Annotated in this window: 19 protein-coding genes and 1 pseudogene; 6 read left to right on the forward strand and 14 right to left on the reverse strand. The window is 71.7% G+C overall.

Going from position 1 to position 17982, the window contains the following annotated elements:
• Positions 1 to 68 precede the first annotated feature (68 nt).
• A complete protein-coding gene (locus caldi_RS08790; protein WP_264841405.1) occupies positions 69 to 1295 on the reverse strand; it encodes a PhoX family protein in 1227 nt (408 codons plus the stop codon).
• Between the two features lie 38 nt (positions 1296 to 1333).
• Complete coding sequence (locus tag caldi_RS08795; RefSeq protein ID WP_264841406.1) at positions 1334 to 3166, reverse strand: bifunctional diguanylate cyclase/phosphodiesterase; 1833 nt, start codon at positions 3164 to 3166, stop codon at positions 1334 to 1336.
• A 206-nt stretch (positions 3167 to 3372) separates the two neighbouring features.
• Between caldi_RS08795 and caldi_RS08800 the strand changes: the two genes are divergently transcribed.
• From caldi_RS08800 to caldi_RS08815, 4 genes are read left to right on the forward strand one after another with little or no spacing between them, the layout of a single operon-like run.
• Positions 3373 to 4233, forward strand: a complete 861-nt coding sequence (locus caldi_RS08800) for a phosphate ABC transporter substrate-binding protein (RefSeq protein WP_264841407.1) — start codon at positions 3373 to 3375, stop codon at positions 4231 to 4233.
• Positions 4234 to 4260: 27 nt separating this feature from the next.
• On the forward strand, positions 4261 to 5205 hold the full coding sequence (locus caldi_RS08805; RefSeq protein WP_264841408.1) for a PstC family ABC transporter permease: 945 nt from the start codon (positions 4261 to 4263) through the stop codon (positions 5203 to 5205).
• Complete coding sequence (locus caldi_RS08810; RefSeq protein ID WP_264841409.1) at positions 5202 to 5699, forward strand: ABC transporter permease family protein; 498 nt, start codon at positions 5202 to 5204, stop codon at positions 5697 to 5699. Before caldi_RS08805 ends, caldi_RS08810 begins: the two co-directional genes overlap by 4 nt.
• 23 nt (positions 5700 to 5722) lie before the next feature.
• Positions 5723 to 6976, forward strand: a complete 1254-nt coding sequence (locus caldi_RS08815) for an ATP-binding cassette domain-containing protein (RefSeq protein WP_264841410.1) — start codon at positions 5723 to 5725, stop codon at positions 6974 to 6976.
• A 32-nt stretch (positions 6977 to 7008) separates the two neighbouring features.
• Here the strand turns inward: caldi_RS08815 and caldi_RS08820 are convergent, their stop codons facing one another.
• The 11 genes and pseudogenes from caldi_RS08820 to caldi_RS08870 all read right to left on the reverse strand — a co-directional run bounded on the left by caldi_RS08820 (position 7009) and on the right by caldi_RS08870 (position 15803).
• Complete coding sequence (locus caldi_RS08820; protein ID WP_264841411.1) at positions 7009 to 8172, reverse strand: MGDG synthase family glycosyltransferase; 1164 nt, start codon at positions 8170 to 8172, stop codon at positions 7009 to 7011.
• On the reverse strand, positions 8169 to 8873 hold the full coding sequence (locus caldi_RS08825) for a zinc dependent phospholipase C family protein (protein ID WP_264841412.1): 705 nt from the start codon (positions 8871 to 8873) through the stop codon (positions 8169 to 8171). Before caldi_RS08825 ends, caldi_RS08820 begins: the two co-directional genes overlap by 4 nt.
• Before the next feature lie 153 nt (positions 8874 to 9026).
• Positions 9027 to 9518 carry an inorganic diphosphatase gene (locus caldi_RS08830; protein WP_264841413.1) on the reverse strand — a complete coding sequence of 164 codons (492 nt, stop codon included), beginning with the start codon at positions 9516 to 9518 and terminating at the stop codon, positions 9027 to 9029.
• Entirely contained in the window at positions 9515 to 9844 is a 330-nt protein-coding gene (locus caldi_RS08835; protein ID WP_264841414.1) for a hypothetical protein, read from the reverse strand. Before caldi_RS08835 ends, caldi_RS08830 begins: the two co-directional genes overlap by 4 nt.
• Positions 9845 to 9994: 150 nt before the next feature.
• Entirely contained in the window at positions 9995 to 11098 is a 1104-nt protein-coding gene (locus caldi_RS08840) for an RNA-guided endonuclease InsQ/TnpB family protein (RefSeq protein ID WP_264841415.1), read from the reverse strand.
• Positions 11094 to 11654: pseudogene (locus caldi_RS08845) on the reverse strand (IS607 family transposase); the annotation flags it as partial. The pseudogene caldi_RS08845 and the gene caldi_RS08840, both read right to left, overlap by 5 nt.
• A 68-nt stretch (positions 11655 to 11722) precedes the next feature.
• A complete protein-coding gene (locus tag caldi_RS08850; RefSeq protein WP_319951740.1) occupies positions 11723 to 12436 on the reverse strand; it encodes a bifunctional 4-hydroxy-2-oxoglutarate aldolase/2-dehydro-3-deoxy-phosphogluconate aldolase in 714 nt (237 codons plus the stop codon).
• Positions 12420 to 13364: a sugar kinase gene (locus tag caldi_RS08855; protein WP_264841417.1), complete on the reverse strand. Its 945-nt coding sequence runs from the start codon at positions 13362 to 13364 to the stop codon at positions 12420 to 12422. The genes caldi_RS08850 and caldi_RS08855 overlap by 17 nt, the downstream gene beginning before the upstream one ends.
• A 35-nt stretch (positions 13365 to 13399) precedes the next feature.
• Positions 13400 to 14074, reverse strand: a complete 675-nt coding sequence (locus caldi_RS08860; protein ID WP_264841418.1) for an ABC transporter ATP-binding protein — start codon at positions 14072 to 14074, stop codon at positions 13400 to 13402.
• An 11-nt stretch (positions 14075 to 14085) separates the two neighbouring features.
• Positions 14086 to 15282: an ABC transporter permease gene (locus tag caldi_RS08865; protein WP_264841419.1), complete on the reverse strand. Its 1197-nt coding sequence runs from the start codon at positions 15280 to 15282 to the stop codon at positions 14086 to 14088.
• An 86-nt stretch (positions 15283 to 15368) separates the two neighbouring features.
• Positions 15369 to 15803 (reverse strand): DUF4418 family protein, encoded by a 435-nt coding sequence (locus caldi_RS08870; RefSeq protein ID WP_264841420.1) that lies wholly within the window; start codon positions 15801 to 15803, stop codon positions 15369 to 15371.
• A gap of 259 nt (positions 15804 to 16062) precedes the next feature.
• Here caldi_RS08870 and caldi_RS08875 point away from each other — a divergent pair, with 259 nt between their 5' ends.
• Positions 16063 to 16629, forward strand: coding sequence for a hypothetical protein (locus caldi_RS08875; protein ID WP_264841421.1), 567 nt, complete (start codon positions 16063 to 16065; stop codon positions 16627 to 16629).
• 153 nt (positions 16630 to 16782) lie between these two features.
• Positions 16783 to 17043: a hypothetical protein gene (locus caldi_RS08880; RefSeq protein WP_264841422.1), complete on the forward strand. Its 261-nt coding sequence runs from the start codon at positions 16783 to 16785 to the stop codon at positions 17041 to 17043.
• Here caldi_RS08880 and pyrF read toward each other — a convergent pair.
• Positions 17036 to 17980, reverse strand: a complete 945-nt coding sequence (gene pyrF, locus caldi_RS08885; RefSeq protein ID WP_264841423.1) for an orotidine-5'-phosphate decarboxylase — start codon at positions 17978 to 17980, stop codon at positions 17036 to 17038. The genes caldi_RS08880 and pyrF overlap by 8 nt on opposite strands.
• Between the last annotated feature and the right edge of the window lie 2 nt (positions 17981 to 17982).

The raw sequence follows: 17982 nt of genomic DNA on the forward strand, positions 1-17982 counted from the left end.
CTCCGAATGCGGTGCGGGGAGGATCGCCCTCCCCGCACGCGTGTGGCCCTGTCCGAAGCCCCGGCTGCTCAGAACCCCGTCACGGCCACCACGGAGGAGCGCCAGGGGGCGTCCGGGTGCTGGATCGAGAAGAAGAGAGTCTTGTAGTCGGGGGTGAAGAACGGCCCCGTGCCCTCGGCGCCCAGAGGGATGGTGGCGAACCGCTTGAGCTTCCGGGTCCGGTCGGCGACCCAGACGTGGTTGTTCCCGTACTGCGCGCCGGCGGGCGGCATGAACTCCTCGTATTTGTCCTCGAAGATCCAGAGGTTGCCCTCGCCGTCGACCGCCAGGTTGTCCGGGTTGAACAGGCCGGTGCCGGGGCCGCCGTCGACGAAGGGGGTCAACTCGAGGGTCTGGGGATTCAGCTTCCAGATCCGGCCGTACTTCTCCACACCCTGCTTCTTGTTGTCGCCCGTCTCGGCGAAGTACAGCATGCCGTCCTTCGGGTTGTACTCGATCTCCTCCGGCCGGTTGAACGGCGTGGCCCCGTGCTCCAGGCCATACCTGCGGGCGTCCCCCAGGGCGGCGGGGTCACGCGGGATCTCGATCCACCGCCGGTTCCTGGCGTCGAGCGCGTACAGCTGGCCGCTGGACAGGTCTCCCTCCCGGTCCGCCACGAACTTGAAGATGAGGCCGCCGCGGAAGTCGTCCCCCATGTACACGGTCCGCCTGTCGGGCATCACGACGGCGCCCTCGTGGGAGAAGCGGCCCATACTGAAGTGCTTGCGAACCTGCCGGGTCACCGGGTCGAACTCAACCATCCAGCCGTAGAGCTTGGGGTTGGCGGCCAGCCCCGCCGGGATCTCCTTCACGTCCTGGGGCGGGTACTCCTCGGCGATCAGGACAGTGCCCCAGGGCGTGACGTTGCCCGCGCAGTTGTTCCAGGTGCCGCCCGCAGCGCTGAAGTCGACGCGCTCGGAGTGCAGGACGGTCCAGGTGCCGTCGGCGTTCCGGGCCACCGTGAGGAGGCTGCCGCCCCCCGGCGTGGTCTCGTGGTTGACCCACAGCCGCCCCAGCTCCGAACCGTAGATCGGCAGGTACACGGTCAGATCGGCCATCCCGCCGAACCTCTGACCGTCGGAGGTGGGGTCGTCTTCCTCCATCAGGATCTGGTAGCGGTAGCCGGCGGGCAGATGCAACTCCTTGTCGGTGGCGACGGGTACCGGGTTGAAGGAGACGGCCTGGGCCGGCGTCGCCAGCGTGGCGGCCGCCGCGGCCGCCGTGACGGCCGCGGCGACGATGCGCCTGGCTTTCATCGAATCCCCTCCTGGCAGATGGCTCGTACCGCCTGCCATCATACAGGCAGATCGTTAAGATCTTCGCGTTCTGTCGATGAAGTTCTCACCCGGCGCTCCTTCGCCCGACGCTTCGCCACCGCAGCGATACGGGCCAGCTCCAGCACGCTGCCGAACGGATGGTCCAGGTTCGAGACGACCGCCAGGGACACCGTGGGAACCGGCGCGTCCGAACCGGGCGCTCCCCGGTTCGAACCGACGGCGGCGTCGAACCGGCCGGCGATCCACCGGCACAGCCGCTCTGCGTCCGCCGACCGGGTGATGACGATGAAGTCGTCGCCCCCGATGTGACCGACGAAGTCGTCGGGCGTGCCCACCGCGGCGACGGCGTCCTGGAGGATCTGCCCGAGAATCCGGATCACCTGGTCGCCATAGGCGAAGCCGAGGCAGTCGTTGATGAGCTTGAACCGGTCGATGTCCGCGTAGATCACCGTCATGGGTTCCCCGGCCTGGATGCGCCGGCCGAGCTCGGCCTCGATGCGCAGGTTCCCGGGCAGGCCCGTGAGGGGGTTGGCGTGCTTGGCGATGTCGATGTGGATCTGGGCGATGCGGTCCAGGAGCCGCCGGCTCGACAGCACCCCCTGGAAGCGGCCGGCGGCGTCCACCACCAGCACGTAGTCGTCGAGCTGCTCGCGCCGAGCCGCCACCGACTGCGCCACGGCCACGAGGGGCGTCCCCGCCTGCATGACGGGGGCCTCCTCCACGACGAGGTCGACGGGACGGTGCATGAACACGGCATACCCGTACTGGGACCCGAGCCGCTGGAAGACCTGGTGCCGCACCAGGATGCCCTCCGGGCGGCCGTCCGGGTCTGTCACGACCAGCACTCCGTCGGAGTCCGGCCGCTCGAGGAGCGGCAGCACGTCGGCGAGCCGGGCGACTCGGGACACGGTGGGCACCTGGACGGCCACCTCGCCCAGGGTGATGTCCTGCCCCGCCTTGTTCCCCGTCACGGCCCTGCGCCGGACGGCGTCGACCACCCGCGCCTCCGGTTCACCCGGTTCGAGTGCAGGGCGGCCGACGAGGAACCCCTGGCCGAGGTCCACCCCGAGGTCCACCAGGTGCTCCAGCTCGGGAAGGGCCTCGATGCCCTCCGCGACGACCTGCGCGCTCATCCGGTGGGCGAGTTCCACCAGGGCCTGCACGACCTTGCGGCGCGTGTCGTCGCGGTGAACGTCCCGGATCAGGGAGCGATCGAGCTTGATGAGGTCCGGGTGAAGCGAGGCGACCGTGGCCAGGTTGGAGTAACCGGCTCCCAGGTCGTCCACCGCGATCTTGAAGCCCCTCTGCCGGAGGCGGCCGACGACGGAGCGGAACGACTCGCCGGTGGCCCCCGCCGCCCGCTCGGTGATCTCCAGCACCACGTGCCGCGGCTTCACACCGGCTCCTCGCACCGCTGAGAGAAGGGTTTCCAGGAGGCGCTCCGGATCCCGCACCGTGAGCGGGTGCACGTTGAGCAGGAGACGGCCGGTCCCTCCGCCCAAAGCTCCCCGGACGGCAAGGGCGGTGCGGATGCACAGAAGATCCAGGTCCACGGTCCGGCCGGACGCCTCCGCCGCCTGGAAGAGCGCCCCGGGGGACTCCAGCGGACCGCGAGGGCCGCGGGCGAGGGCCTCGTGGCCGGCCACGTGCCCGGACCGGAGGTCGAGGATGGGCTGAAAGACGGTATGGATCTCCTGGCGGTCCAGGATCGCCTGCAAGGGGTCTTCCGGGGGTCGATCGCAGCCGGTGCCGGCCTGGGCGCCGTCCGAGCCCGGCGTGAGGGTGCCGTTGGCGTGGGGCGTGCCGGTCGCCGCGCTCCAGCGTAGCGGAAAGAGGTCACGCAGCATCATGTTCGGCGCTCCCGGGCGGTGAGGGTGGTCGAAGAGCCCGAATGCGTGACGTGAATGATACACCGGCGATCTTAAGCGTTGCAGGGAGAAAACGTTAAGGGAAATCCCATTCGATCTTAAACCTCATGCGGTACGCTCCTTGCGGGTACCCACAGCCAGCGGACCGCGTTCCCGCCCATCCGGGCGGCACAGGGGGAGGCAGACTCATGCGGCGGACGTTCCTCCCGGGGAACTGGCAGGCGGCCGGGCTCTCGCTTCTGGTCCTGGCGGTGGTGGCAGGCTGCACGCGCGCGGGCGCCGGCCGGCAGACCATCACGATCAAGGGTTCGGACACCATGGTGATCCTCGGCCAGCGGTGGGCAGAGGAATACATGCGGCGGCATCCGGAAGTGCACATCCAGGTGACGGGCGGGGGCTCCGGCACCGGGATCGCCGCGCTCATCAACGGTACCACCCGGGTCGCCCAGGCATCCCGGAAGATGACCCCGGCAGAACGGGGACAGGCAGAACGCCGCCACGGAAAGCCCGTGCGTGAGATCGTGACGGCCATGGACGGGGTAGCCGTGTACGTGAACGAGGGGAACCCCGTGGAAAGCCTCACACTGGCCCAGGTGCGTGCACTCTACACCGGACAGATCACGAACTGGAAAGACGTCGGCGGTCCCGATCTCCCCGTCGTGCTCTACGGCCGGGAGAACAACTCCGGGACCTACGTCTTCGTCAAGGAACACGTACTGGAAGGGGCGGATTACTCCCCTTCCACCCGCACACTGTCCGGCACCGCGGCGGTGGTGAGCGCGGTCGCCTCCGACCCCGGCGGCGTGGGCTACGGCGGCATCGCCTATGGCCGAGGCGTCCGCCACCTCAAGATCCGCCTCAACCCCTCGTCTCCCGCGGTCGGGCCTTCCCTGGAGACGGTCCGGTCCGGAGCCTACCCGCTGGCTCGGCCGCTCCACTGGTACCTGGTCGACGACGGCGATCCGGCCGTCCAGGCCCTGGTCGACTGGGTGCTGAGCCCCGAGGGCCAGCGGATCGTGGATGAGGTGGGCTACTTTCCGATCCGCTGACGGACCGGTCTGGCGGGGTGATCGGAGATGACGGATCGCTGGGACCGGTGGGTACGGCGGATCACCTTCGCGAACGCCCTGACCGTGGCCGTCGTCCTCTTGCTGCTTTACGGCTGGCTGGTCCGGGAGGCGGCTCCGGTTGTGGCCGCGCCACCGTCGGAAGCGCAGGTGCGCCGCCTTCTGGGGCCCGTGAGCACGCCGGAGGGCTCCGCATACGTCTGGCAGCCCATCTCGGCGGTGCCGAAGTACTCGGTGGTGCCACTCCTCATGGGAACCGCCAAGGTGTCGGCCCTGGCGACCGCCGTCGCCGCCGGACTCGGGCTTCCCGCCGCACTCTTCACGGCATCCTTCGCCCGGGGGCGGCTGGCCGAGGGCCTGCGGACCTGGATCAGCCTGGCCGGCGGCGTTCCGGCCGTCGTGGTGGGCGCCGTCGTCCTGCTCGACGTGGCGCCGCCGGCGGCACGGCTGCTGAAGCTGGGGTCGCCGCTGAGCGCCCTCACGGCCGGGATCGCCCTGGGTTTCTGGGCGGCGCCGACCGTGTACGGGGCAGGCGAGGAGGCGCTCCGCCGGGCCACCCGTGCCCAGCTCGAGGCGGGGCTGGCCCTCGGGGCGACGCGGTGGCAGGTCCTGCGCGACATGGTGATCCCCGCCGCGCGACCGGGGCTCGTGGCCGCTGTGCTGCTCGGGGCGGCGCAGATCCTGGGGGAGACGATGATCGTCCTCATGGTCTCCGGGAACGCCGCCGTGGCGACGTGGGATATGCGGGCTTCCACCCGGACCATTTCCGCCACGCTGGCGGCCGAGATGGGTGAGGTGGTGGCGGGCAGCGTCCACTACCGCATCCTGTTCCTGCTGGGGACCCTCCTGCTGCTGGCGACCTCCATCCTGAACGCTGCCGCCCGACTTCTCCAGGCCCGGGCGGGCCGTACCCTGGAGCAGGCGGCCGGCGGTCCGGAGGGGCGGCCGTCATGAGGCCCGGCCGCGCCGCCGAGCGGGGAGCGCTGCTCCTGGGAGGGCTTGCGAGCCTGACGCTCGCCGGGGGACTCCTCGGGATCCTGGTCGCCGCCGTTTGGTGGGGATGGCCCAGGCTCAGCCTGGGCCTGCTCACCCGGGCGCCGGAACACGGCATGACCGCGGGCGGGATCCTTCCGGCGGTGGCCGGCACGCTGATCCTCATCGGCCTCATGCTGGTCGTGGTCGTGCCCGTGGGCACGCTGGCAGGCATCTACCTGCACGAGTACGCCCCGGCGCGGTCCCGGGTCACCCGGGCCGTGCTCCTCGCCCTGGAGGGCCTGGCCGGGGTTCCGCCCGTCATTGTCGGGCTGTTCGGGTTCGGATTCTTCGTCCAGTACGTGGGGGGCCGGATCGACCGGTGGCTGTTCGGCGGCGAGGTGACGTACCGCACCCCGTCACTCCTCTGGGCGGCGCTCACGCTGGCCGTGCTCACCCTGCCACCATGGTGCTGACGGCGCTCCAGGCTCTCGGCGCCGTGCCGCGGGGTCTCCGGGACGCGGGGCTGGCAGCGGGTGCGAGCCGCTGGCAGACCATCCGCGACCTCGTGCTCCCGCGCGCATGGGCCGGCATCCTGAGCGGCGCCATCCTGGCCATCAGCCGCGGGGCCAGCGAGGTCGCCCCCGTGATGTTCACGGGGGTCGCCTACTTCCTGCCGTACCTCCCGTCCCGGCTGAACGACCAGTTCATGGAACTGGGCTACCATGTCTTCGTCCTGGCAACGCAGTCACCGGACGTGCGGCAGACCCGCCCTCTCCTGTACGCGTCCGTCGTGGTCCTCCTGAGCATGACGTTCCTGCTTCATGCCCTGGCCATGACTCTGCGGCGCCGGGCCCGCACGGGCGCCGGCCGGGACCTCGCCGACCCCCTGGCGGCCGCGGCCGGTCCACCGCCGGCGGGCGGAGCCACCGCGCTGCAGGAGGCCGGGCCCGTCCGCCGCGGTCCTCGCACGGTGGTCGGGGGCCAGCCACCCCGGGTGAAGATGGACGTTACGGGCGTCCACCTGCAGGTGCGCGAAAGGGTCCTGCTCCGGGGCGTCACCCTGCCCATCCACGAACACCGGATCACGGCGGTCATCGGCCCGGCCGGCTCCGGCAAGGCGGCGCTCCTCCGGGTCATGAGCCGCATGGCCGAGGAGTGGGAAGGCGCCCGCCTCGAGGGACGGGTGCTGCTCGACGGCACCGACATCCGCACGCTACCCGCCGAGGTGGTGCGCCGGCGGGTCGCCCTCATCGAGCGTCCCGTGGTCTTCCCCCGCTCGATCTACGACAACGTGGCCTATGCGCCCCGCCTGCAGGGAGTCCGGCGAAAGACGGACCTCGATGCCCGCGTCGAAGCGAGCCTGCGGGCGGCCGGGCTCTGGCGGGAGGTGCGGGACCAGCTCAACCGGCCCGCCATGGATCTCGACCCGTGGCAGCGCGTCCGCCTCGTGCTCGCTCGCGCCCTGGCGGCGGGGCCGGAAGTGCTCCTGGTGGACGCCTCGGTGATCGTCATGGACCGGCTGGCCCTGAGCACCCTGGAGGAGCTCCTCGACGCGCTCAAGGCGAGCCATACCCTGGTGATCGTGACCCACGACCTGGGCCAGGCGGCGCGCCTTTCCGAGTACACGGCCTTCCTGGAGAAAGGGGAACTGGTGGAGTTCGGTCCCACAGAGGACGTGTTCGTCCACCCCCAGAAGGAGCGGACACGCGCATACCTCATGCGCCCGTACCATTACGGGACCGCTCCGTAAGGCCACATCCGGCTCTCGGCCCGACTGCCCGGCTACGCCCTGACCGTATCCGGCAGTACGACGTGTCCCGCCAGCGCCAGAACCCTTCCCGCGACAGCCAGCGCGGCGCGCGGCCGGCCCGCGGCGCGCGCCGCCTCGCCCATGCGCTCGCGGCGCCCGGGGGCGTCGACCAGGAGGTAGCGGGCCAGGGCCGCGGCCTGCCCGGGGGTGCGTGCCTGGATGGCGGCGCCGAGGCGCGTGAGGTGCGCCGCGTTGTCTTCCTCGTGCCCCGGCAGCGGCCTCAGGAGCACCATCGGAAGCCCGACCGCCAGCGCCTCGCTGCAGGTGAGGCCCCCCGCCTTCGTCACGAGAAGGTCTGCCCAGGCCATGAGGGAGGCGACGTCGGGAGTGTACCCGTGGACCTCGAGGCGGGGATGGTCCGCCGCCAGCCCTCTCAGGCGGGCCGCGGCGCGCCGGTCCTGCCCGGCCACGACCGTCACCGCCGGCGGCGGGTCGAGCCGGAGGAGGAACCGGGAGACGGCCTCCAGCGGCCCGATGCCAAGGGAGCCGCCCATGACCAGCACCCGGCCGGGTGCATCCGCCGCGCACCCACGCCGGAGTCCGCCCGGAGAACCCGCCCAGAAGGCTTCGCCGATCGGGATCCCGGTCACGGCCACGCGCCCGGGGGGCACGCCCCGCCCGAACAGCGCGCGGGCCGTGCTGGCGGAAGCGACGAAGAAACGGTCGTAGCCGGGGTGAATCCACGCCGGGTGCGGCCAGAAGTCGGTCAGGACCACGGCCGCGGGCACCCCGAGTTCCCCCCGCCACCGGAGATGGGCCACCGCCAGGCCGGGGAACGGGTGGGTGGCCAGAACCACGTCCGGGCGGACCGAGCGGACGGCCTCCCGGATGGCAGGACCGAGGAGCCAGCTGGCCACGTCTCCGGCCCCGCGGGCGTCCGACGCCGTGGCCGTCTGCCGGTAGAGCCAGCCGTACGACCCGGGGGTCCACCGCAGGAGCCGGAGATACACGTCCGCCACGGCGGGGAGAAGGCGTTCCCCGCGCGTCGCCGGACGCGTGCCCAGTTCCCGTACCACGACAAGCGCGCCCGGGCGAAGCCGCCCGACGGCCGCCGCGACCGCCCGCGCGGCCTGCGTGTGGCCTGAGCCGAACCGGGCCGAGAGGACCAGCACCCGCGGCACCGGCCCCCGGGTCACCGGCACCCCACCGCTTCGAGGAAGAAGGCGAGGAAGCCGGCCGTGGTCCGCTGCGCGCGCGGCAGCAGCACGGACAGGGCGATCTCCTTCATCGTCTCCGTGGCCTCCGCGCCGGCCAGCGGCAGATACATCCGGGCGATCCGAGCGTTGGCAACGACCCAGCCGGCGGGGTCTCCGGCCACGTCGTAGAGACCGTCACGGACCACGGCGAACTCCCGGCGCCGGCGGCGAGCGAAGTGCTCGAACTCCCGGTGTCCGTCCAGGAGCCGGCAGGCGGCGTGGTGGGGCACGCAGAGGTCCTGCACCAGGTGACAGGCCGCTCCGAGGTAGAAGAGCGCCGTCTCCCGGCTGCCATGGTGCCAGGCGGAGACGGCGCTCTCGAAGTACGCCCCGCAGACGGATGCCGCATGGGGCCAGCCCCGGATGCCCCGCCCCGTGGTCGGGTCGTACATGTGGGTCACGTTGCGGGAGCCGCCATCGGCCCACGCGCTCCCCAGCTGGATCTGTTCCAGATAGGGCCACAGTGCCTTCACGGCCGTCCAGTGCCCATCCGCTTCGAGGATCCGCAGCGCCTGGAGGTTGATGAAGTCGTGGGTGGGCGACGGTCTCGACCACACCCCTGCAACGGGGGCGACAGCTGCCAGCGCAAGCCGGCTCACGACGCCAAAGTGCTGCCCGGCTTCCGCCGCCGGTACCGCCATGGCCCATCACCCTCTGCGATGAAGGCTCTCAGGGCCATCTTCGCGCGGTACCTTGAAATCCGCGTTACCGGCGGATTGTCGCTCAGGGAAATCCGTACGAAGGTTCGCCTCCGTGAGGCTGGCGGCCAACGCCCTCTGCCTTCCGACTGGAGGTCACCGGCCGGCGTAAGCCCGCCGGGCGGCCGCCACCTCCTCGAGGGCCGCCTGGCGGCCGCGCCAGCCCCGGATCTCGGCCGTCTTTCCCTCGAGGTCCTTGTAGACGCGGAAGAAGTGCTCGATCTCCCGCTTCACGTGCGGCGGGACGTCGTCGATCTCCCTCACGTGGGCGAACCGGGGGTCGACGTCGACGACGGCGAGGATCTTCGTGTCCTCCCCCTTGTCGTCGGCCATGTCCAGCACCCCCACGATGCGGGCAGGCACCCGGCAGCCCGGGAACGTCGGGGCGGTGGAGAGCACCAGGATGTCCAGGGGATCGCCATCCGCCGCGAGCGTCTCGGGAATGAAGCCGTACTCACCCGGATAGTGCATCGGCGAGTAGAGGACCCGGTCGAGGCGCAACCCGCCGAGCTCCGGGTCATACTCGTACTTGTTCTGGCAACCGCTCGGAACCTCGACGAAGGCGAGGACCGTCGACTCGCCGGTCAACGCCGCATCCCCCTCCTCCTCCGCCGCCGGGCGCCCTGGCGCGCCCGCGCGGTCGCAGACGCCCCCGTCCCGGCGGCCTCACCCGCGGGTGCGGCCGGCGTGGCCGCCTCCGCGCCGGCCGCGGCCACCGGCTCTTCGGCCGGCGCCCGCCTGCCGGGATTCTCCGCCGCCGGTTCCGGCTCGTACGCCGGCGCCGCGGCGCCGCCACGGAGAGCCATGTACGTGTAGACGGCCAGCGGGACGAAGATCATCGAGGCGAACACCGCCAGCCCGAGCCACTGGTACAGGCTCAGCCCCCGGAAGAGGCTCAGAGCCCCCGAGTCCATGTCTCACTCCCGTTCTCCTTTCCATGGACAAATGTCGCGTACCTTTGTCCCGAAAGGTTCCTGCTTCATCCACCGGCACCGCCCAAAGGCTGCAACCTCCGATGTCCACAGGCGTCACTTCCCGCCGAACTGGCGGTAGTTGGCCGGTGCCTAACCGGCCAAGGCCAGCAGGTTCCGGGCCGCGTTCACATCCCGGTCATGGTGCGTACCGCAAGCGGGGCAGTCCCACGCCCGGACATCCAGGGGCAGTCCCTCCAGCACATGCCCGCAGCACGAACACGTCTTGCTGCTCGGGTAGTACCGGTTCGCCACGACCAGCTGGCTCCCGTACCACCCACACTTGTACACCAGCATCCGCCGGAACTCGCCCCAGCCCACGTCCGCGATGTGCCGCGCCAGTTTCGGGTTCTGCAGCAGCCCGCTCACAGCCAGGTCTTCCACCACGATCACCCGCTTGGTTTTCGCCAGGCGCATGGTGAGCTGGTGTAAAAAGTCCCGCCGGATGTTTCGGACGCGCCGGTGCATCCGTGCCAGCCGCAGCGCCGACTTCCGTCGGTTCTTCGACCCCTTCTTCTTCCGGCTATGCTGCCGCTGACGGCGGCGCAGAAGGCGCAGGGTCCGCTGCAGGGGCCTGGGCGCCTCGACCTTCGCCACCGTGCCATCGTCCCCGGCCACCGTGGCGAAGTGATGCAGTCCCACGTCGATTCCCACCGCCGGCCCTTCTACGGGTACGGGATCGGACTGTTCGACCTCCACTGTCAGGCTCACGTACCAGCGGTCGGCCTCCCGGCTCACCGTGGCCGACAGGATGCGGCCTTGGACCCCGGGCTCCTCCTTCAGCCGGATGACCCCCAGCCGGGGGAGCTGCACCGCCCGGGCCAAAACCCGGATGGAACCCGTCAGCCGGAACCGGTCGTCCCGCCCCTTCTTCCGAAACCGGGGGAAGCCCACCTTCCGGCCTTCCTTCAGGCTCCGGAAGAAGTTCTGGAAGGCCCGGTCCAGGTCCCGCAGCGCCTCCTGCGGGGCACACTTGGACACCTCGTACAGCCACAGGTACTCCGTCTTCTTCAGGCGGTTCAGTTCCCGGTGTTGCTCGATGGCGTTAGTGGTCTTGCCGGCCTGCTGGTAGAGTTCGACGCGTTGGGCCAGCCCCCAGTTGTAGGCGAACCGGGCGGCACCCGCGTGCTTGGCCAGCAGGATGCGCTGCTCCCGGTTCGGGTCCAGCTCGTACCGGTAGGCACGCGTAACTTTCACGTTCGATGGCCTCCAGGGCTTTCTTCGCCTTGTTCCGGGCCGAGCGACGGCCGTAGAGGCGGGTACAGAAGCATGTGAGAACCTCGATCATGCCCTGGACCAGGTCATCCTTGACCTCACCAGGCTCGACGACCACGATCCGCCGCCCCTGGGCCGCCAGGGCCGCTTCCACGTACTCGAAGCCGAAACGCATGAGCCGGTCCCGGTGCTCTACGACGATGGTGTTCACCTTGGGATCGGACAGCAGGCGCATGAGCTTGGGCCTGTGGCCATTCAGCCCGGAGCCGATTTCGGAGATGGCTTTCGTGACTGCCCAATCCTGATGGCTCGCGTACTCCACGAGTCGGGCAATCTGTCGGTCCAGGTCCGTCTTCTGGTCGGCGCTGGACACGTGCGCATACAGGGCCGCGGTGCGGGAGGAGACCTCCGGCTCCTTGACCAGGATCGTCCCGGTGGGCGTCTGTTCGAAGGGAACGGGCATCTTCCCTTGCCGCACCCAACGCCAGGCCGTCTTGTAGGAGATGCCTTGCTTTCTTGCCCATTCGCTCAGCTTCATGTGGATAGAATAACCGATTTATCCACTTTTGTCCATAGTTCGGCGAGCAGTTCTTGACCCCCCGGCGCTCACGTCCCACCCGAAGCCGCCGCCCGCACGGCCGCCACCAGTTCCCGCGCCCGGGCGGCGATCCCCGCGGGGTCGCCCCGGGTGAGCGCGCCCCCGACCCCCAGTGCCGCCGCGCCGGCCCGGAGCCACTCGGCGGCATTGTCCGCACCCACCCCGCCGGTCGGCACCAGCGGCGCCTGGGGCAGCGCCTCCCGGACTGCCCGGACGAAGCCGGGTCCGAGGGCCGAGGCAGGGAAGACCTTCACCAGGTCCGCCCCGGCCTCGAGGGCCGCCGCGATCTCGGTCGGCGTGGCCGCACCCGGCAGCACCGGCACGCCGTGGCGGTGGCCGGCGCGGACGACCTCGGGAAAGAGACCGGGCGAGACCAGAAATCGGGCTCCCGCCCGGACGGCGGCGACGGCGGTCTCGGCGTCGAGCACCGTCCCGGCGCCGACGAGGGCTCCGTCCGTCTCCCCGGCCAGCGCCCGGATGGCCTCCAGCCCGCCCGGGGTGGTGAGCGCCACCTCGAGCACGCGGATGCCTCCCTCCAGGATGGCCCGGGCAGCCCGCAGGGCCGCCTCCGCCGACCCGGCGCGGACGATGGCCACGACCCGTTCCTCGTGAATCCGCCGCGCGATCTCCCATCGGTACACAGCCATCACCCGATCCGACGGTACACCAATTCGCGGCCGGACGCCAGCGCGTCGGACATGCCGGTCAGCGCGTGGGAACATCCCCCTCGCCGAGGAAGGCCGCCAGCTCCTCCCGGTACGGCAGCCCCTCGGTGTCGCCGACCACCTGGACGACCAGCGCCCCGGCGGCGTTGCCGTACCGCAGGCACGTCTCGACGTCCCGGCCGGCGAGCCACGCCGCGTAGAAGCCGGCGGCGAACGCGTCGCCTGCACCGACGGTGTCGACCACCTGCGCCGGGAACCCGGGCGAGCGCCAGGTGCGCGTGCCGTCGGTGGCCATCGCGCCGCGGGCGCCGAGCTTGAGCACCACGAGGCCCGCGCCGGCCTCGAGGAACCACCCGGCCACCTCCTCCTCCCCCCGCCGGCCGCTGAGGAGCTCCCCCTCCTCCAGACCGGCCAGGACGAGGCCGGCCCGCCCGATGAGGGGGCGCAGGGCGGCGGCCGCTTCCCCCGCCCCCCAGAGCTTGAGCCGCAGGTTCGGGTCCAGGGCCACGGTCACACCCCGCTGCCGCGCGGCCTCCACGGCCGCCTCCACGGCTTCCCGGCAGGACGGGCTCAGGGCCGGCGTGATGCCGGTGACGTGGAGCAGCCGGGCGGAGCCCACGTACTCCGGGTCGACGTCTTCCGGCCCGAGGCGGCTTCCGGCCGACCCCCGCCGGTAGTAGTACACCCTCGGGTCCCGGCCGAGCACCGACTCCCGGAACATCACGCCCGTGGGCGCGGCGGCGTCCAGGCGCACCCGGGACACGTCGACCCCCTCCCCCCGGATCGTCCGGAGGACGAAGCGGCCGAACGCGTCGTCGCCGAGCCGGCCGATCCACCCGCTCCGGTAGCCGAGCCGGGCCAGGCCGATGGCCACGTTCGACTCGGCCCCCGCCACCGACCGGACAAACGTGCGGGCGGCCCCCAGCGGCCCCTCTTCGGGCCAGAACACGACCATCGACTCGCCCAGCGTCACCACGTCGAGCACCGTCTCGCCTCCTGCCGGCTCTCCCGCCCTGCGCCTCAGACCCGCGCGGGCGCCGGTTCGAGCCGGCCCCGGGACATGACCAGGTGCCGGGTGGCGTGCGCGGCCAGGGCGGTGTTGTGCGTCACCATGATCACCGTGGTGCCGGCGGCGTTCCGCTCCCGGAAGAGGTCCATGATCTCCGTCTCGGTCTCCTCGTCCAGGTCGCCCGTCGGCTCGTCCGCCAGCACGAGCGGGGGGTCGAGGAGCAGGGCGCGGGCCACGGCCACCCGCTTCTGCTGGCCGCCGGAGAGCTGCCACGGGTAGCTGGCTGCGCGGTCCCCCAGCCCCACGCGCTCGAGGAGCTGCCGGGCCCGGGCGCCCAGGCCGCTCCCGCCGGGGCAGAACGCCGTCGGCAGGAGCACGTTCTCCACCACCGACAGGGTGGGGATGAGGCTGGCGAACTGGAAGACGAACCCCATCGTGCGGCAGCGAAACCGGGACCGCTCCCGATCGCCCATCGCCCAGATGTCCCGGCCGGCCACCCGGACGAGGCCGCGGTCCGGACGGGTGAGGCCCCCCACCACCGACAGGAGAGTCGTCTTGCCGCTGCCGGACCGGCCGGTGACGACGACGAACTCGCCCGCGGCCACGGTCAGGTCGACGCCGTCGAGAGCCCGGACCTCCCCCTCGCCCTGCGGGTACATCTTGAAGACGTCCTGAAGTTCGACCACCGACGAGCCTCCTACTCCCCGGACCGGATGGCCTCGTACGGCTCCATGAGCGCCGCCCGCACGGCCGGGTAGGCGGCGGACACGACCCCCATCAGGGCGGCCACCGCAGCGGTCCCCGCGGCGATGCCCGCGGTCAGGGCCGGCGGGGGCCACAGGTACGGCACCCGCAGCCCTGCGGCGATCCACCGTCCTCCCGCCAGGACCATCCCGGCTCCCAGCACGACCCCGACCAGGCCGCTCAGGGTGGTCAGGAGCACCGCCTCGGTGAGGATGAGGCCGAGGAGCTGCCCGGCGCCGGCCCCCATGGCCCGCACGAGGCCGAGCTCGCGCTGGCGCTCGGACACGGTGGCGGAGAAGAGTACCCCCACCATCACGAGGGCGATGCCCAGCAGGACCGCCACCACAAGGAGCAACCCGCGTACGGCGCGCACCTGACCTTGCGCCACCTCCCGGGCGACTTCGCCGCGGCGGACCACCTCCGCCTCCGGCACCTTGCTCCGGATCTGCGTGACCACGATCTCCGGCGGTACCCACTCCTCCACCCGCAGGAGGATGGCCGACACCGCCCCGGGGCTGAGGCGTGCCGCGGGCCCCGCGGCCCCGGACTCCTGCGCCCGCCGGGCGAGCCGGTAGACGGCGTCCCGGCGGACGAACAGCATGCGGTCCGCGCCCCCGCCGGTGCGCAGGAGCCGCCCGGCCACCCGGAACGTCTCCCCGTAGAGCTGCACCGTCCCGCCGGGCCGGTGCCCGGTGTTCGCCCCGGCGATCGCCTCGTCCGCGGCCAGGGGACCCGGCAGCCGCGCCTCGAGCCACGGCAGCACGGTGAAGTCCGCCTCCGGATCGAAGCCGGCCACGACCGGGTCGCCCGGCCGCTGGCCGGGCAGGAACACCTGGGGCGCGGCGGCGGTGACGCCGCCGATCTTCTTCACCGCGTCGAGGGCCGATCCGTCCATGAAAAAGCCGGCAGGCCGGCCGGCGACGAGGGCCTCCTGCACGTCGGCCGCATGCCCTGCGGGGACGACGAGCATGTCCGCTCCCAGCCGGTCCAGCCCGATCCGGACGCTGCGCTCGGTGCCGAGAAGAGTCACCAGGCCGGCGAAGAACGAGGCCGTCGCCAGGACCACCCCTGCCGCGCTGAGCAGGCTGCGCCCGGGGCGGCGGCGAAGGTTCTGCGCGGCCAGGTAGAGGAACCCGATCCGCTCACGCACGGGAGCCGATGTCGTTCATCCTTCCCTGAGTGGTGCTGGGTCGCAACGTTGGAGGGTTCGCCGCGCGGGGAACGCACACCTCCCGCCTAGGTCGCCTGGGCGCCGGCCTCGCGCCGGGACGTGAAGTAGGTGAAGGCCCCGGCGAGGAGGAGCACCACCCCGACGCCGATCAGCGTCGGCTTGGTTTCCAGGTTGCACGGCATGTCGGGGTTCGGACACGTCGGAACCACGTACAGCGGCAGGAGAACGATCAGGAGGCCGAGCAGCGCTACCAGGGGGCTGTAGAGGCGGATCAGGTTGTGCACCTTGCTCAGTACCAGGATGAGGCCCAGCACCGCCAGGAACACGCCGAGCGCCTGCGCCGTGTTCGCCGTCCAGCTGCAGCGCATCGGCACCTGGTTGCCGTTCTGGAGCATCATGAAGTGCCCGTGGTCCGCGCAGACCGTGAAGAGGTTGTGGGGGCCGAACGTGAGCAGCAGCCCTGCCGCCAGGGTGAGCCATCCCAGCCACTTGCCACGCATGGTGTTGACCTCCCGGATGAGAAGTAGCCGAGTGGGGTCCTGCGTGTTCCGATACGAATACGAGATGAATACTACGTACTTCAAGTGTACGAATGCCATGGCACGTCCGGTATGATCCGATCGGATCATTTCGCAAGGGCCGGCGCGAATCCACGGTTTCTCCACACGGCCTCCAAGGCGCGTCCAACGGGCCGGGGTAGTCTGGTCGCAGGAACAGGGAGACGGAAACCGGCTCCCGCACACAGGAGGTGTTCTCCGGATGACGAGGTGGTACAAGACCCTGGCCGTGGCCACCGGGGCGGCGCTCGCCCTCGGACTCCTGGCTCTGGCCCTTCCGGCGACGCCGGCTGCCGCGGCCACGGCCCCGGCGGCCCCGTCCACCCCGGCGCCCGCATGGGGGCCCGGGTACGGACCCGGCCTCGGACCGGGCACCGGCCGCGCCTGGGGCGGTCCCGGGTACGGCGGCCGGCTCGGCGGCTGGGGCCACGGGTTCGGCATGGGCCCCGGCTGGGTGTGCGGCGGCGCGGCAGGCGGCTGGGCGCTCGACGCCGACGCCCTCGAGAGCTACGTGAAGGCGAACCCGGCCCTGGTGGCCGAGCGCGCGCAGCGGGCGCTCGAGAACCTCGACGCCCGGGAGCAGGCGCTGCGTGACGCCGTCGCCGACCTGCAGGGCGAGATCGAGGGCGTGACCGACGCCCGCCTCAAGGCCGTCCTCAGCGCCCGGCTCGAGCTCCTGAAGAACCGGCTCGACGCCATGGACGAGCAGCGGGCGTACCTGAAGGCCCTCGCGGACTACGCCCGCTCGCTGGCCGCCACGCCGCAGTAAGCGCTCCCATCGCGGCGGTCGCTCGCAGCGGGACGCAGCCAGGCACCCCCGGCGCGGGAGACGATCTCCGGCGGGGGTGCCCGGCCGCGCCGTGGCGCCGGTTGGCCGGTCCCGGCCCCCGTGCTACCATGGGGACGGGAGGCGAGGTTCAAGGTGCGGCGCATTACGTACAAGGATAAGGAATACCTCATCCACACCCGCTCGGGCATGCGGCTGATCGACTCCATGCGCGAGCAGGGGATTCCCGTCGAGTGCAACTGCAAGAAGGACCCGTCCAGCCGGCTCTGCCTGACCCGCTACCCCAGGAGCGAGGCGTTCCTCCTCACCGAGCCGACGGAACTGGAGCGCAGCGTGCTCACTCCGCAGGAACTCGACCAGGGGTACCGCCTGGCCTGCCAGGCCCTCTTCAAGTAGCGCGCCGGGCCGCCGCCCGGAGGTCGAGGGCCGCCGAGCGGGCGGCTGCCGCCACCGAGGCCCGGAACTCCTCCGGGCCGGCGTGCTCGCTGGAGAACGCGTAGATGATGCTGCGCGCTGCCACCACGAGGGCACCGCGCCCCCCCGGCAGGAACGCCCCGGCGACTTCTGCCGCGCCCGCACCCTGGGCGCCGTACCCGGGCACCAGGAAGAAGGTGTGGGGCAGCCAGGCCCGGAGCCGGGCGAGGTCCTCCGGGTACGTCGCGCCCACGACGGCCCCCACCGCCGAGAACCCGCTGCGGCCCACGTGCTTCGCCCCCAGGGCGTCGACGAGCTTCGCCGCCTGCAGGGCCAGGGTCTCCCCCGACAGGAGCACCTGGTCCTGCAGCTCCGCCGCGCCGGGGTTGGAGGTCTTCACGAGCACGAAGAGCCCGCGGCCCAGGGCCGCCGCCCGCTTCACGAAGGGCTCCAGCGCGTCGCTCCCCAGGTACGGGTTCACCGTGAGGGCGTCCGCGTAGCGGTCCGGGTCGGCCCAGGCGGACACCGGCGCCTCGTGGCCGAGGAAGGCGTCGGCGTACGCGGCGGCGGTCGAGCCGATGTCGCCGCGCTTGGCGTCCGCGATCACGAGGAGGCCCTTCTGGCGGGCGTACAGGACGAGCTGCCAGAAGGCCTCCACGCCCGCCCCGCCGTAAGCCTCGAAGAAGGCGCTCTGGAGCTTGACCGCCGGGACCAGGGGGGCCACGGCGTCCACCACCGCCGCCCCGAACAGGTACAGGGCCGCTGCCGCCCCGCGCTCGTTCTGGCCGTGGCGGCGGGCGGCCTCCTCGCGGATGTGGGCCGGGATCCGCCCCAGCACGGGGTCGATGCCGACGCAGAGGGGATTTTCCAGCTCTTCGATGCGGCGGACCAGCCGGTCCACGAACGGCTCTCCTGCCAACG

It is taken from the genome of Caldinitratiruptor microaerophilus (assembly GCF_025999835.1).
GTDB classification, from domain to species: domain Bacteria; phylum Bacillota; class Sulfobacillia; order Symbiobacteriales; family ZC4RG38; genus Caldinitratiruptor; species Caldinitratiruptor microaerophilus.